Genomic DNA, 13167 nt, shown 5'->3' on the forward strand with positions numbered 1-13167 from the left:
TAGCCTTCCCCACAAAATAAAGTTTTATCTAATGGAAAAGGTGCTGCTAATTCGCAACACCTTAAAACATTGGATTTTCATCCAAATACTCATATACATTATTAACAAGCTCTTCTACTGTTGCACCTTGTACAACTTCACCATTTACAAGTGCAAACGGTCCTTCAAAACAAATACCACAATACCCTAAACAACCGTACTCCATTACATCTAAATTCGGATCTTTTTCTAATTTTTCTAGAGCTGCTTGTGAACCACTTGCAAGGTTACCTACACAAAATTCAATTAATGGTTTAATCAAAATTCTCCCCCCTGTACTACAAAACAAATTACCTTTTCACTTTATCTATAAGAAGAAAACTAAGCTGTTTCTTGTTGTTTTCGTTACACAGTCTAAACTATTTAGTTACTTCATTACTTCACTTCAAAGTAGATGACTTCTTCTATATAACATGCTACTTCCAATGAAATAGTAACTACAAAGGAAAAACAGTTTATTTTACTTTTCTTCTTATTGTACAACAGAGTATTCATTCATGCATTGTTATTTGTTCACAAATTCGATATAATTTGATTGAGTAAAGTCAAAATATTTTATTAATATAAAATTTTATGATTAGGGGATATTTCAACAGAAAAGGGGTAATCCATCATGAAACACCTCGTAATACTAGGTGGCGGCTACGGTGGAATGAGAATTCTGCAAAGGCTACTTCCAAGCAACCAACTTCCAGATGATGTACAAGTGACATTAATCGACAAAGTACCATATCATTGCTTCAAAACTGAATATTATGCATTAGTTGCGGGTACTATTTCAGAAACGCATATTCGTATACCGTTTCCTGAACACCCACGCCTCAATATTCAATACGGCACAATAACAAATATTGACCTCGAAGAAAAAGCTGTTCATCTCGATGGCGGCGAAGCAATCCAATATGATGACTTAATTATCGGACTTGGCTGTGAAGATAAATATCATAACGTTCCTGGGGCTAGGGAATATACACATAGTCTACAATCAATTGAACAAACACGTAAAACATATGAACAATTAAATAGTCTAGAACCAAATGCAACAGTAGCTGTTGTTGGTGCTGGCTTAAGTGGCGTTGAAGTAGCAAGTGAACTTCGTGAAAGCCGTTCTGATTTAAAAATCTATTTATTTGATCGAAAAGATAGAATTTTATTCCCGTATCCAGAGAAATTAAGTAGATACGTAGAAGAATGGTTCGTAAAACATAAAGTTAATATTATAAGAAACTCTAACATTACAAAAGTGGAACCAAATATTGTGTATAATCACGATGAACCACTTGAATGTGATGCAATTGTCTGGACAGCTGGTATTCAAGCAAATGAAGTTGTTCGAAACCTTCCAGTTGAACAAGATGGTAGCGGACGGGTTGTCTTAACGAAATATCACAATATTCCAAACAACGAGCATGTTTACGTTGTAGGAGATTGCGCAGCACTTCCACATGCACCATCTGCCCAACTTGCTGAAGGTCAAGGAGAACAAATTGTCCAAATATTATTAAAACGTTGGAATAATGAACCACTCCCTGATGAACTACCTGTTATTAAATTAAAAGGTGTTCTAGGATCTCTTGGTAAAAAACACGGATTTGGTTTACTCGCAAACCAACCGTTAATGGGACGTGTACCGAGATTATTAAAATCTGGTCTTCTTTGGATGTACAAATATCATAAGGGTTAATACTTTACAGGCTGTCTACTATGTAGGCAGCCTCTTTGCATGAGTTTTTAAAAATTATCAGACACATCTTTCTCAATATTTATAATGATTTATTTTTCATTTTTATATTAAAAACTATGGATAAACAGTGTATGCTATTTGTAAGTTGTTTTATTATTTCCTTGAAGACCGAATTCATTCGGTCTTATTTTTTATGTGATAAATACTTTTGTAGGAGGCATTACATTCCACTTATGAACTTATCGAAACTAAACAATCGAATAGAAGCGAAAAAGAAAGAGTTAATCTATCTCGTTGAACGATACGGATTCACTCATGATAAAGTGATTTCTTTCAGCCAAGAATTAGATCGTTTACTTAACTTATTAATAAAACTCAAGACGCAGAAAAAACGTTGTTCGTTATAACCATTTCCCCCTCTTTTTTGATACGATATAACTAGAATCAGAAAGGAGCGATTTATGTTTATATTAAAAGACGTTATATATAAAGATATACTACACATTCCTTATTTACAGATTCAAAAAGAAAAGATCACTTGCATTATCGGTGAAAGCGGAAGCGGAAAAAGCACATTGCTTCGCATGTTAAACGATTTACAATCTCCAACATCCGGCACAATTGAATATAACGGAAAGTTAATTTCTGATTATCCGCCTATTCAATTACGTCGTGACGTAGTTATGCTTGGGCAAACTCCACCTCTTTTTGATGGAACCGTTAAAGAAAATCTATTAATGGGACTTCGTCTTTCTGAAAAACCATTTCCAAATGATGATGCCCTGCGGAGCGCACTACAAACCGTTAGCTTAGACAAGCAATTAGAAGATAGCGCCTCCTCATTATCCGGCGGTGAAAAACAAAGACTTGCCTTTGCACGTATCGTACTTATGGATCCGCCTGTCTATTTATTAGATGAACCAACTTCAGCATTAGACAGTGATACAGAACGTCGCGTTATGAAACAATTTACTGAACTAGCACGAAAAAAGAAAAAAACAATTATCTTCATCACACACTCACAACAACTTCCAGAAGAAATTGCAGACGACATTATTGAGATTAGTAAAGCAAACGGTGCAACTAGAAAGGAAGTGCTCTCTGTTGAAGGGCGTTATTGAACTCCAAATTTGGCAACTTGCAGCTGCCTATATTTTTATTCTTATTTTAATTGGACTTGTAAAATTAAAAGGAATACCTCGCGAAAAACAAATCGCGCTCGCAACATTCCGTATGACCATTCAGCTCGTACTTGTTGCATATGTCCTTACATACGTATTTGAAAACAGTAATCCATTTTATACAATTGCTCTCATTACTTCTATTACTACCTTTGCAATTTTTAATATTTATAAACGAGTTAACATCCCGATGTCTAAAGAATTAAAACGAGTAGCCGCCCTTTCCATGGTCGCCGGATCAATTGGGCCACTTCTACTATTTATCTTTGTTATTATCGGACATGATCCGTGGTATGCTCCGCAATATATCGTCCCTATTACAGGAATGTTAGTTGGGAATGCCATGACTGGTGTTTCTCTCGGCGCAAATACGTTCTTAAACAATATGAAATCGCAAAGAGGTCAAATTGAAGGTGCACTTATGCTCGGCGCAACACCGAAAGAAGCAGCTGCTCCGCTCATTCGAGACGCTTTTGACTCTGCTATTTTACCAACAATTAATTCTATGGTCGGAATGGGAATTATAAGCTTACCAGGCATGATGACTGGTCAAATATTATCCGGTGTATCACCATTCACAGCCATTCAATATCAAATCGCCATCATACTCGGTATTTCTGGAAGTACTGCCTTTGCTGTCATTATCTTTTTACAGCTTGGATATAAAACGTTCTTTAATAAGCGATGTCAATTGAAAGAAATTGACTATGGTGCACGGTGAATCGTGCGTAGTTCACGATGAATGAAATTATATTAACGATTTTTTCAATATATCTATCATAACTTGCAATATATCAACGATTTTTCAAATATATCTATCATAACTCAGAATATATCAACGATTTTGTACGAAATATCGATTTACCGACAAAAAGTGACATAATAAAAAGAGGAGGCTATTCGCCTCCTCTTCTATTTACTTACGCCTTCTTAACGAACTGTGATTTTAACTTCATAGCTCCGAAGCCGTCGATTTTGCAATCGATATCGTGATCGCCATCAACTAGACGGATACTCTTTACTTTCGTACCGATCTTCACAACTGAAGAAGTTCCTTTTACTTTTAAATCTTTAATAACAGTAACTGCATCGCCGTCTTGAAGAACGTTTCCGTTCGCATCTTTTACAACTTTCGCACCATCATTATTTTCAGCTTCTGCTTCTTGGCCCCATTCATGAGCACATTCTGGACATACGAAAAGAACGCCATCCTCATACGTATATTCTGAATTACATTTTGGACAATTTGGTAAAGTAGCCATAAATTCATTTCCTCCGTTCATTATTTATACGTAAAAATCAAAATTGATGTTTACATCTCGATAAATAAAATTTGTATAGCATTTCTTTATAGTGCCATAGTCTCACGTTATTGACAAGCCTACCTCAAATTCTCATTTTTTATTGTATTTTACAAAATTTCAATTTGTATGCCGTTTTTCTATTTGCTCTTCTACTAATTTTAAAAATCTTCGTTGTGTATTTTTATTTTTTACAAGCAATCGAACTCTTAGCTTACTTTGTAAATATGAGCGAACTTTGTAGTTCGTAATAAATAACTTTCGATACTTTTCGTCTTTATATATCATTCGAAACCATTCATACTGCTGCAAGTAACGTATGTTAGCATCAATCTTTTTCGTGTGTAAACCCGTACTTAAACTAATCGATCCTATTAGAGCTTCTATTAATGCTGAAATTATTTCTCTTCCCCTAATAAATAAAAGAAGAACCTTCACAAGATTCTTCTTTTCAAAATGAACGAGTTCCCTCTAGAAACCCCAATTATTTTCTTCAATGTAAATTTGATATTCTTCTACTTCTTCTTCACTTAACTTCTTATTATTTTCATATACCTCTTGCCACTCGAAATAATCTTCATCGAAATAAACAGCAAATTTAATTTTCACGTTTTTCTTCTCTGTATAATCATAACCAGTAAACTCTACTACGTCATAATCTTTTTCTTTCTTCACAAACTTCCAAGTTGGATTATCAGTCATAATCTCTAAAGTAACCCCTTCGCCACTTGAACGAACAACGTTTTTAATATTCGGCTCAGTTGGTAAAAAGGACAGCCCGAACGCAGCTAATCCATACACAATCCCGACTATAATCTGTAAACCAATCATACCAGCAATACTCACGCCGCCCTTTGATTGTAAGAAATACGCCTTCTCATGATCAGACGCATCTTCTCCCTTACGAAAAACACGAACAGCCTGCTTATAATATAAACGGTTTCCTTGCCATCCAGTAAATATCATCATTCCTAATTGAAGAGCTAAACTAAATGTTACATAAATCCCATCTGGAATATCTATAAAAGGGGGTATAACTATACTAGGTATAGCCAATAACGCAAATATAATAAATAACTTATACATTTTACGATAAGCTAACCAAAAAGTTGGGAAGAAAAAGGCTACCCAATTCCATGTATTCCCTTGCGCTGGATTTTCTACTTTACCCCACTTAAAGTCATAATAAGCTGTATTCTTTTGAACAACTTTATGTAATTCTTGTGGAGAAATCGTTTCTTGTAAAACCGTGTCCTTCACGTACATCATCCTTTTCTTATTTCTATATACATTTATTGTATATGGACAAAATGAAGGAATCTAACAAAAAGTACACATATTTCATAAAAATGAACGGAAATCGAATATATTCCGACAATTATCCGTTTCTTATTTCATTTTACTTTTAAATATATTAAAATAATCGTGTATCATATCTTTAATACACTAAGTTAATTATTTTATATATTCACTAAAAAGGATGCACCAAAATCATTTTTATACATCCTTTTTAGTGAATATATACTACTATTTTAAAACAAACATCTCGACTTAAGAGCGCTCACAAATTAGCCTTCTACTATTTCAAACATATTTCCACTTACACAACTAATGAATAGTCCATTATTACCTTCCTCAATTGATACAATAAAATCTATTACAACAACATTTTTAGGGAGTTTAATTATATCTTTTACTTCACCACATTCAGCATCAAGTATTATCAATTCTAAATTTGAAGTTGCAATGTAAATTTCTCCATCTTTATATAACAGAACCTCTGTAATATCATGTAGAGTAGTATTGTTCCAAAGCACTTTACCTGTTTGAATATTAATACCACAAATTCTGCCTTCTCCTAAGGACAATACCATCATCTCTCCGATAAGAAATGGAGGCAATTCAATTTCAAAAGACATATTTACTTCATATAACTTTTGACCGCTCTTATGAATATGACGAAGAATAAGCCTGGCTCTAAAAAGGAGCAAGATTTTATTACAAATTTACACGCCACTTTAAAACCACTCGGCTTTAAGAAAAAAAGACATACATTTTTCAAAGCTGAAAACGGATTTTATAAGCTCATTAACATACAAAAAAGCCAGTTTGGAGATGATTTTTATATAAATATAGGAGTTCACCCTATCGGTCTCCCGCAGCTTATTACGAACCAATTACAAATAAAAGAAAACATTTCAATATTCGATTGCATTCTACAAACGAGAATAGAGCCTATACATATCAAACAGAACCAGCTATTGCATAATGTTTCACATGAAACTATCGCTATTCCGGGTTACCTTTCTACTGTTTTCGACTGGTTTCAAACGTGGGCATCTTATGAAAATTTAGTGGAAACAAATATGCATTCCATTACTCCCGTACTAGCTGTCGTTCCAACATTAGAAGAAAAAGCGTTTCTACTTCTTACCTGTTTTTCTTTCTACAAATTAAAACAGTACGAACAAGCTAATCGCTACTTACAGCAATATTTACATTGCACCGTGCATCTGAATACCGAGGAAAAAGAGCCCCTATTCTTTCATGAGGTTGATATGTATATGAAAAAACTAGTAAAAAGTGCACTGTAATTTCACATTGTGCTTTATATTCCTTTTGTGACTTTTTAAATCAGAAATATTTTATCCTCCCCCTACAACTCCCAAGTAATATTCATTTCTTCAAATGAGTCCTTACTAACTTCCAATCCTTCGCTATCTTCCGTTCCAATCATTGCTATTTCTTCTTTAGACAACTTAATTTCCTCATTTGGACTTTGGATTTTTTTCTTATACACGAGTTGTAAAAGCTCTATTTGTTCCTCTGTCAGTTCATACTCTTCTTCCAGTCTTTCTATTGCTGATTCTGTATCAAGTAATGGAATTTCTAATAAGAATCCGCCGTGCTCTTCCATCTCTTCAAATGAATCAATTGAATACGCACCACTATCCTCAATCCAAAATGCAGTTGTAATAAAAGGAACTGTTTCGCCTTCTACTTCTTCTAATACGTATTGAAGTGCTTCTTCTTTCGCAATATCTATTACTTCCGAAGGTGCCCCTTCAAAATAATTTTTCGCATCAATCCACTCATCAATTCTCTCGCTATTCACATCTTGAAGACATACAATCGTGTAATTCGGATGAAACGTAATTGTCCCTTGTCCGCCTTGGCTATCTTGCATACTATAGTTAAATCCATCCCATGAACTTTCATGTGAGAAATCTGGACAATGCGCTACATTAATTGCATGGGCAATCGAATTTAAAACGCAGCCTTTCCATAGTTGTTCTTTATCTATATGTAATTTATATTTACTCATCATCTTCCCCCATGCGCATATTTTTTTCTATTATCTTTCCTCTACACAATACTTGTAAATACTTTTCTATCTACTACAAAATAAAAAAGACAATACCCCCCACTGTATTGTCCATTTTCTTCCCTACCATTTCTCTCTACACGTCTCAATTAAATGCAGTAAGTACCTCTTCGTCATATCTGCTCTTCTCCACCTTGAGAGCATTCGCTTTTCTTTTGGATTGTGCCGTATTCTCGCTACTTCTTTTAATAAGAGCTCCCATTCTTCCGCTGAACGTTCTGACAAGTATTGCAATCCTCTATCTTTTGAAACGATTGTTTTATAATCTAGTGTATATAAAATGCGTCCCATCGTAACGACAGCTGATTCTACCCACTCTTCTATAAAAAATAAATATGGCTTCTTCACCTTTTCACTCCAGTACTGTTCTACGTTGTATTTCATCGTATTTACTACATCATTCCATTGTATTTGCAGCGGAAGATCTTCTGCTTCTTTTCCTGTAACTGTAATGCCTTGATTTTTCAACGTCCACCATGTGACCGCATTAATGTCCCAATGACCAACATTAGCTTTACCATCTGCACAATACACGTACTCGTTCATTTCATCATTGTATTTCCCTAAGTCAGCAAGCGGAATATACATACCGTCCATTCTTTTACCTAGCGTATTATCACTAAGTTTCTTATGTAGTTCCACAAGCTGCTGTTTTTCAGCTTCATTCACGGAATCACTTATCACTGTAACAAAATCAACATCGCTCGTTTCTGCATAAAATGCACCAAGTGCGATGGAGCCGTAAATATATACCCCTACTATTTTTTCATCTAAAAAAATTTCTTTTAATTCTACTGTGTACCGCTCCATTAACTGTTGTACTTCCGTTGGTAACGCATGCTTCACTCCATTTTTCATATCTATCCCTCCAATAAAAAAAGCCTTTGCAAATTCGCAAAGACTTCTTGTTTTATAAATATTTCTCGATTTCTTCATAAACATCCTTCAAACGAGGATTTCCTTCTCCAACAATTTCTCCATTTACAAGAACGACCGGATAAAATAAATCTTCTTCCACTACGCGCTCTGCGAATGCTTTTTTATCTGCATCTTCTTGTTCTTCTTGGAAATCAATATACTCGAAATTAAATTTATTTTCTTGTCCTTCATATTTACGACCAATTGCCGCTTGTAACCATTCAAACGTTTCTGTTGAAGATGGCATTCCGACGCAGCTCGCACAAATTACTTTCGTCCCATACACTTGAACATTAACCATTTCTTCTCCCCCACTTCTTGTCCCAACAGTATATTCAGATGTCTTATTACATAAGCACATCATTTTACAAACTTATTCCATACCCCTATACTGAAAAAACACGATACAATATTTCGACAATAAAACAAGAAGAGAAAAAATAGATTTTCCCCTCTATCTTGATTATAATAAAACTGATGAAAGGAGTCGATAAAAATGGAAAACCCACATATGCAAGAACAAGTATTAGAAGTATTAGATAAATTACGTCCATTCTTACTTCGCGATGGCGGAGACGTTGAATTAGTAGACATTGAAGAAGGTATCGTAAAACTACGCCTTATGGGTGCATGCGGAAGCTGCCCAAGTTCTACAATCACACTAAAAGCTGGTATCGAGCGCGCGTTACTTGAAGAAGTACCAGGCGTTATCGAAGTAGAACAAGTATTTTAATCTAAAAGCGGAAGCGGCTCGTTCAGAATCGCCTTCTAAAAGGAGACCAAATTTGGTCTCCTTTTTTTATTCAAATCACATTTATCCGTTAACATCATAAAACAAAATTGGAAATCCCTCTCAAAAAATGCGATAATTAATACTATATAGTGAATCGTTCACACATATACAGTAAAAAAACATAGGGGGACGACACATGCCAAAAATGGGGAACACTTTTGTAACAATTCAAGAACTAGAAAAGAAAAAAGAGTATTTATTAGGCCTTTCATCCGTTATACCAACATGGAATACAAGCTATCAATTTTTATTTAAAGAAATCCAGCAAGAATTATTAGGTAAAGTAAATGAAAAGCTCGAAAGGCATCAATTCGTTTTAAATATATGTACAGATCAGCAGGTAGGGGCATAATGTATTACATAAAATTGTGGTATATAAAAAAGAGACCTCACTCGGTCTCTTTTTTATATTTTTAAGATAGCCAATCTAATTTTCTAATCCCGAGCTTATCTACTGGTAAACGAAGTGAGCCATAAAAATGCTTCATAAATTGCTCTGAGCGGTTCACATCGTGTAAAATGGCTTCTAAGCGATCTCTATATATGCTTTTTTGTTCTTCGTTTCCAGTTTGGTAATATCGTTCGACCGTTTCAAAATAGTGAAGCGGGAACAGGAGCCTTGCAAATAATAAGCGCCAACCAAATGAGGACAGCGAGTAATTTCGTTCATAATCTGTAACAAATTGAACGATTGTTTGATCCCAGTCTTTCTTTTTTTCAATCATCATATAGCGAATCCATTCTGCTATATCTCGAGTTGGGTGATCATACACCCAATCAAAAGGGAGTTTGAGACGCTTCGTTTGATGCCATAATAAAGGTGTGAATCGTTCTTGGCAAATTGTCGCTGCATCCGTTAGTTGCGGCGTATCATCCATTTCTGTATCAACAACATATTGAATGGCATTTTCTGCAACTCCTAAGTAATACGGGAAGGATTCAATAAACAATTGATCGAATACGTCTGTAGGGTGGTTCATCACTTGTGATTGCCAAAACTTTTCTAACTGATCGAGTCTCTTTTCCCATAACGCTTTCCATTCACCAATACGGCTTAATTGCTCAATTTCTTCTGGAAAGAATGCACCTCGTTTATGGAATATAGAAAGCTCACTTCCTAATGACATAGCATGTCGTTCTAACGTGCGCATACCTTTTAATAAGCAGTAATTTTGTTCTTCTATCTCACTTACATAGTAGCCGTGTATAGTCGGAACGAAAGTCGCTACAGTTATATCCCCTTGCTGGTTCATATAATCACTGAGCTTTTTCATCTCTACAAGTACTTCTTCCTCCATTTCTCCAATTGGAACAAGTACATAAATTTTGTTGCGAATCCAAAAGCTTTTATAGGGGCCAAGGGGGATTAATTCTTTAACATGCATGTGATAATGCTCATAAATATGCTGAATCATCGCAGTCGCCACCTATGGTTTTTCTTTATATATATGAGCTTGTGCTCGCCTTTCATTCCTATGCACATGATAAAGCAACGAAACGTATACAAATACTAAAAAGAAAAAAAGGTGATAAACATGAAAGAATCAAATCAACTACAAGAAAGAGCATTACAACTATTACAAGAACGCGGTGTAACAATTGACGATATTGCTGAACTTGTTCATTTTCTTCAAAAAAAATATCATCCAAATTTAGAGATGTCAGAATGCCGTTACAATGTAGAACGTGTACTATCAAAACGTGAAGTACAAAACGCACTGATTACTGGTATCGAGCTTGATGTCCTTGCTGAAAAGGGAATGCTAAGTGAGCCGTTACAAGATATTGTAAAACGTGATGAAGGCTTATACGGAATTGATGAAGTTATCGCACTTTCTATCGTGAATGTATACGGATCTATCGGTTTCACGAACTTTGGATATATCGATAAATTAAAACCTGGTATTTTAGAATACTTAAATGATAAATCAACTGGAAAAGTGCACACGTTCCTTGACGATATCGTTGGCGGAATTGCTGCCGCTGCCTCAAGCCGTTTAGCGCACCGAGCTGATCACTCGGAATAATAATGTTTTCTAGACCGTCAGTTTCATGCTGATGGTCTTTCGTATTCCATAAGCATAAATTCTCTTCCGCGGCTCAAAAAAATAGGCCCTTGCTTAAATCCGATATTTTTATATAGCGTAATCGCTCTTGTATTAAATGTTGCTACGCTTAATCGAAACATTTTTGCGTTAAACTCTTTCGTGGCAAACGCTATTCCAGCTTGGAAAAATTCTTTCCCCATTCCTTTCCCAGTTAACGCCGGCTTCATACCAAGTCCGATATCAATCACATCTTCTCCACCATATAAATTAGCATCTCTTCCACCTGGTACTTGTGCATTTTCTCCAAAACAAAAATAGCCGATGAACTCTCCTTGATCGACACAACAGCCATAATACGTTCCATCTAATAGCTCTTCTATTACTTCTTTCTCGCCTGAAAAACTATATAAACTATATGGTTCCTCGTACGTCCACGTATTTATCTCATTTGCTTCTTCTTTTGTTAACACATGTATATCCAACCTTCTCACTCCTTATCAAATTTCTATATATTTACTCATTCATTTTTCACATTAAATTTCCCTCTAATTGCAATATGCAGAATTACATACGCACAGCTATTAAACAGATGGTACAATTTATTTGAATCGCTGTTGCTACACTTCTTGATTAGAGAAAAGGCGTTAACACGGAAATTAGCGTCTTATCAACCTCAAGCAATTGGCACATTTTGTCATCTTAAAAGACACTCGAACGAGTGTCTTTTTTTCTATATCCAACAAGGACTTACTCATTTCAAAGTATAAATACATAAAATAATGTAAATCATGACACGCATGAATCACTTTCTAAAAGTTATAAAGTAGATTCAAAATAAAAAAGCACTCTTAACTAGAGTGCTTTTTACTTTCAAACAAGGAGGCTATATATATGGATAGTACTCTCGTATTTAACTTCGGCATTGGTATTGTTATCATTTTATTCGTCTTCTTTGTACTTTGTATGAGCGGGGTATAAAAAGGCGATTTTCGAGCGTCTTTTTATACATACATATGTATTACTTGACTTCTATAAAAGTAGTAACCATAATAGTTACAGAAATACAAATAGCTATTCACATATCCACAAATAGGAGGAAGAAAAATGAAACATGTAATCGTTTATGCACACCCGAATACAGAAAGCTTCAACCATGCGATTTTAGAAACGGTAAAAAGTGAATTAGAAGGAAAAGGTCACGAAGTACGCGTTCGCGATCTATACGAATTAAACTTTAATCCAGTATTAGGCGCTTCCGATTTCATCTCATTTTCTCAAGGAAATACACCAGAAGATATTAAAGAAGAACAAGAACATATCTCTTGGGCTGACAGCATTACATTCATTTATCCAGTGTGGTGGGCGGGACTTCCTGCTATTTTAAAAGGATACGTTGACCGTGTATTTAGCCATGGATTTGCTTATGCTTACGGTGAAAACGGCATTGAAAAGTTATTAAGCGGTAAAAAAGGATTGTTATTATCTACAATGGGCAATACGAAAGAAGCATACACAGCAGGCGGCATGTTTGATGCAATGAAGAAAACAGCGGATGTTGGTATTTTTGAATTTACAGGCATTGAAACAATTGAGCATACATTCTATACAAGTGTCCCTTCTGTGGATGACAGTGTGCGTAAGCAATATCTTGAAGAGGTTAAAGACGTTGTGAATCGTGCATTCTAATAAAAAAACTCCGGCTTTAACTGAAGTGAACCCGAATAGTGGTACATGAAAAAAACACCTCCTGAATTCGCATACTAAGTATGCAAATTCAATGGAGGTGTTTTTCGTTTGAAGACAAGAGTTCATTACCCA

18 protein-coding genes and 1 pseudogene are annotated in these 13167 nt (G+C 35.2%); 9 read left to right on the forward strand and 10 right to left on the reverse strand.

The features are described from left to right. Positions 1-61: 61 nt before the first annotated feature. The gene (locus tag ACTFSL_RS26360) at positions 62-301 is read right to left on the reverse strand and encodes a YuzB family protein (protein WP_000595026.1); all 240 of its coding nucleotides are present in this window, start codon (positions 299-301) and stop codon (positions 62-64) included. 351 nt (positions 302-652) lie between these two features. Between ACTFSL_RS26360 and ACTFSL_RS26365 the strand changes: the two genes are divergently transcribed. From ACTFSL_RS26365 to ACTFSL_RS26380, 4 genes are all read left to right on the forward strand, one after another. Then, entirely contained in the window at positions 653-1723 is a 1071-nt protein-coding gene (locus ACTFSL_RS26365; RefSeq protein ID WP_000682068.1) for an NAD(P)/FAD-dependent oxidoreductase, read from the forward strand. Positions 1724-1956: 233 nt separating this feature from the next. Then, a complete protein-coding gene (locus ACTFSL_RS26370) occupies positions 1957-2130 on the forward strand; it encodes an aspartyl-phosphate phosphatase Spo0E family protein (protein WP_001054090.1) in 174 nt (57 codons plus the stop codon). A 54-nt stretch (positions 2131-2184) separates the two neighbouring features. Continuing rightward, the gene (locus tag ACTFSL_RS26375) at positions 2185-2844 is read left to right on the forward strand and encodes an ABC transporter ATP-binding protein (protein WP_000470263.1); all 660 of its coding nucleotides are present in this window, start codon (positions 2185-2187) and stop codon (positions 2842-2844) included. After that, positions 2828-3625 (forward strand): ABC transporter permease, encoded by a 798-nt coding sequence (locus ACTFSL_RS26380; RefSeq protein ID WP_000679254.1) that lies wholly within the window; start codon positions 2828-2830, stop codon positions 3623-3625. Before ACTFSL_RS26375 ends, ACTFSL_RS26380 begins: the two co-directional genes overlap by 17 nt. Positions 3626-3824: 199 nt before the next feature. Here ACTFSL_RS26380 and phnA read toward each other — a convergent pair whose 3' ends face one another. The 4 genes and pseudogenes from phnA to ACTFSL_RS26400 all read right to left on the reverse strand — a co-directional run. Further along, positions 3825-4166, reverse strand: coding sequence for an alkylphosphonate utilization operon protein PhnA (phnA, locus tag ACTFSL_RS26385; protein WP_000212737.1), 342 nt, complete (start codon positions 4164-4166; stop codon positions 3825-3827). Positions 4167-4325: 159 nt separating this feature from the next. Then, positions 4326-4607, reverse strand: a complete 282-nt coding sequence (locus ACTFSL_RS26390; RefSeq protein ID WP_119684219.1) for a hypothetical protein — start codon at positions 4605-4607, stop codon at positions 4326-4328. 69 nt (positions 4608-4676) lie between these two features. Beyond that, positions 4677-5474, reverse strand: a complete 798-nt coding sequence (locus ACTFSL_RS26395) for a DUF2628 domain-containing protein (RefSeq protein WP_002026505.1) — start codon at positions 5472-5474, stop codon at positions 4677-4679. Positions 5475-5773: 299 nt separating this feature from the next. Continuing rightward, positions 5774-6157, reverse strand: a pseudogene (locus tag ACTFSL_RS26400) (PQQ-binding-like beta-propeller repeat protein); the annotation flags it as partial. A gap of 3 nt (positions 6158-6160) precedes the next feature. Between ACTFSL_RS26400 and ACTFSL_RS26405 the strand changes: the two are divergent. After that, positions 6161-6799 (forward strand): DUF4304 domain-containing protein, encoded by a 639-nt coding sequence (locus tag ACTFSL_RS26405; RefSeq protein WP_440042665.1) that lies wholly within the window; start codon positions 6161-6163, stop codon positions 6797-6799. A gap of 62 nt (positions 6800-6861) precedes the next feature. Here the strand turns inward: ACTFSL_RS26405 and ACTFSL_RS26410 are convergent, their stop codons facing one another. The 3 genes from ACTFSL_RS26410 to ACTFSL_RS26420 all read right to left on the reverse strand — a co-directional run bounded on the left by ACTFSL_RS26410 (position 6862) and on the right by ACTFSL_RS26420 (position 8809). After that, the gene (locus ACTFSL_RS26410; protein ID WP_053563437.1) at positions 6862-7530 is read right to left on the reverse strand and encodes a hypothetical protein; all 669 of its coding nucleotides are present in this window, start codon (positions 7528-7530) and stop codon (positions 6862-6864) included. Between the two features lie 123 nt (positions 7531-7653). Then, positions 7654-8448, reverse strand: a complete 795-nt coding sequence (locus tag ACTFSL_RS26415; RefSeq protein ID WP_003272363.1) for a nucleotidyltransferase domain-containing protein — start codon at positions 8446-8448, stop codon at positions 7654-7656. Positions 8449-8500: 52 nt separating this feature from the next. After that, positions 8501-8809 carry a YuzD family protein gene (locus tag ACTFSL_RS26420; protein ID WP_000248588.1) on the reverse strand — a complete coding sequence of 103 codons (309 nt, stop codon included), beginning with the start codon at positions 8807-8809 and terminating at the stop codon, positions 8501-8503. Positions 8810-9004: 195 nt separating this feature from the next. On the opposite strand from ACTFSL_RS26420, the gene ACTFSL_RS26425 reads away from it, so the two are divergent. Together ACTFSL_RS26425 and ACTFSL_RS26430 are read left to right on the forward strand one after the other, a co-directional pair. Next, positions 9005-9241: a NifU family protein gene (locus ACTFSL_RS26425; protein ID WP_000431159.1), complete on the forward strand. Its 237-nt coding sequence runs from the start codon at positions 9005-9007 to the stop codon at positions 9239-9241. A gap of 196 nt (positions 9242-9437) precedes the next feature. Continuing rightward, positions 9438-9653: a hypothetical protein gene (locus ACTFSL_RS26430; RefSeq protein ID WP_001125507.1), complete on the forward strand. Its 216-nt coding sequence runs from the start codon at positions 9438-9440 to the stop codon at positions 9651-9653. Between the two features lie 61 nt (positions 9654-9714). Here the strand turns inward: ACTFSL_RS26430 and yutH are convergent, their stop codons facing one another. Continuing rightward, on the reverse strand, positions 9715-10716 hold the full coding sequence (gene yutH / locus ACTFSL_RS26435) for a spore coat putative kinase YutH (RefSeq protein WP_088025375.1): 1002 nt from the start codon (positions 10714-10716) through the stop codon (positions 9715-9717). Between the two features lie 120 nt (positions 10717-10836). Here yutH and ACTFSL_RS26440 point away from each other — a divergent pair, with 120 nt between their 5' ends. After that, positions 10837-11328, forward strand: coding sequence for a phosphatidylglycerophosphatase A family protein (locus tag ACTFSL_RS26440; protein WP_000665102.1), 492 nt, complete (start codon positions 10837-10839; stop codon positions 11326-11328). Positions 11329-11351: 23 nt separating this feature from the next. Here the strand turns inward: ACTFSL_RS26440 and ACTFSL_RS26445 are convergent, their stop codons facing one another. After that, on the reverse strand, positions 11352-11831 hold the full coding sequence (locus ACTFSL_RS26445) for a GNAT family N-acetyltransferase (RefSeq protein ID WP_440042667.1): 480 nt from the start codon (positions 11829-11831) through the stop codon (positions 11352-11354). Positions 11832-12453: 622 nt separating this feature from the next. Between ACTFSL_RS26445 and ACTFSL_RS26450 the strand changes: the two genes are divergently transcribed. Further along, positions 12454-13035 carry an NAD(P)H-dependent oxidoreductase gene (locus ACTFSL_RS26450; protein ID WP_000683439.1) on the forward strand — a complete coding sequence of 194 codons (582 nt, stop codon included), beginning with the start codon at positions 12454-12456 and terminating at the stop codon, positions 13033-13035. Positions 13036-13167 lie beyond the last annotated feature (132 nt).

This window comes from Bacillus cereus group sp. MYBK108-1 (genome assembly GCF_051917185.1).
Classification (GTDB): domain Bacteria; phylum Bacillota; class Bacilli; order Bacillales; family Bacillaceae_G; genus Bacillus_A; species Bacillus_A cereus.

What these genes read in the sequence shown, in the direction of transcription:
- ACTFSL_RS26425 (WP_000431159.1), top strand. Translation starts at nt 9,005, where the DNA reads ATGGAAAACCCACATATGCAAGAACAAGTATTAGAAGTATTAGATAAA.
- ACTFSL_RS26430 (WP_001125507.1), top strand. Translation starts at nt 9,438, where the DNA reads ATGCCAAAAATGGGGAACACTTTTGTAACAATTCAAGAACTAGAAAAG.
- ACTFSL_RS26410 (WP_053563437.1), bottom strand. Translation starts at nt 7,530, where the DNA reads ATGAGTAAATATAAATTACATATAGATAAAGAACAACTATGGAAAGGC.
- ACTFSL_RS26375 (WP_000470263.1), top strand. Translation starts at nt 2,185, where the DNA reads ATGTTTATATTAAAAGACGTTATATATAAAGATATACTACACATTCCT.
- ACTFSL_RS26370 (WP_001054090.1), top strand. Translation starts at nt 1,957, where the DNA reads ATGAACTTATCGAAACTAAACAATCGAATAGAAGCGAAAAAGAAAGAG.
- yutH (WP_088025375.1), bottom strand. Translation starts at nt 10,716, where the DNA reads ATGATTCAGCATATTTATGAGCATTATCACATGCATGTTAAAGAATTA.
- phnA (WP_000212737.1), bottom strand. Translation starts at nt 4,166, where the DNA reads ATGGCTACTTTACCAAATTGTCCAAAATGTAATTCAGAATATACGTAT.
- ACTFSL_RS26405 (WP_440042665.1), top strand. Translation starts at nt 6,161, where the DNA reads ATGACGAAGAATAAGCCTGGCTCTAAAAAGGAGCAAGATTTTATTACA.
- ACTFSL_RS26420 (WP_000248588.1), bottom strand. Translation starts at nt 8,809, where the DNA reads ATGGTTAATGTTCAAGTGTATGGGACGAAAGTAATTTGTGCGAGCTGC.
- ACTFSL_RS26365 (WP_000682068.1), top strand. Translation starts at nt 653, where the DNA reads ATGAAACACCTCGTAATACTAGGTGGCGGCTACGGTGGAATGAGAATT.
- ACTFSL_RS26450 (WP_000683439.1), top strand. Translation starts at nt 12,454, where the DNA reads ATGAAACATGTAATCGTTTATGCACACCCGAATACAGAAAGCTTCAAC.
- ACTFSL_RS26395 (WP_002026505.1), bottom strand. Translation starts at nt 5,474, where the DNA reads ATGATGTACGTGAAGGACACGGTTTTACAAGAAACGATTTCTCCACAA.
- ACTFSL_RS26415 (WP_003272363.1), bottom strand. Translation starts at nt 8,448, where the DNA reads ATGAAAAATGGAGTGAAGCATGCGTTACCAACGGAAGTACAACAGTTA.
- ACTFSL_RS26440 (WP_000665102.1), top strand. Translation starts at nt 10,837, where the DNA reads ATGAAAGAATCAAATCAACTACAAGAAAGAGCATTACAACTATTACAA.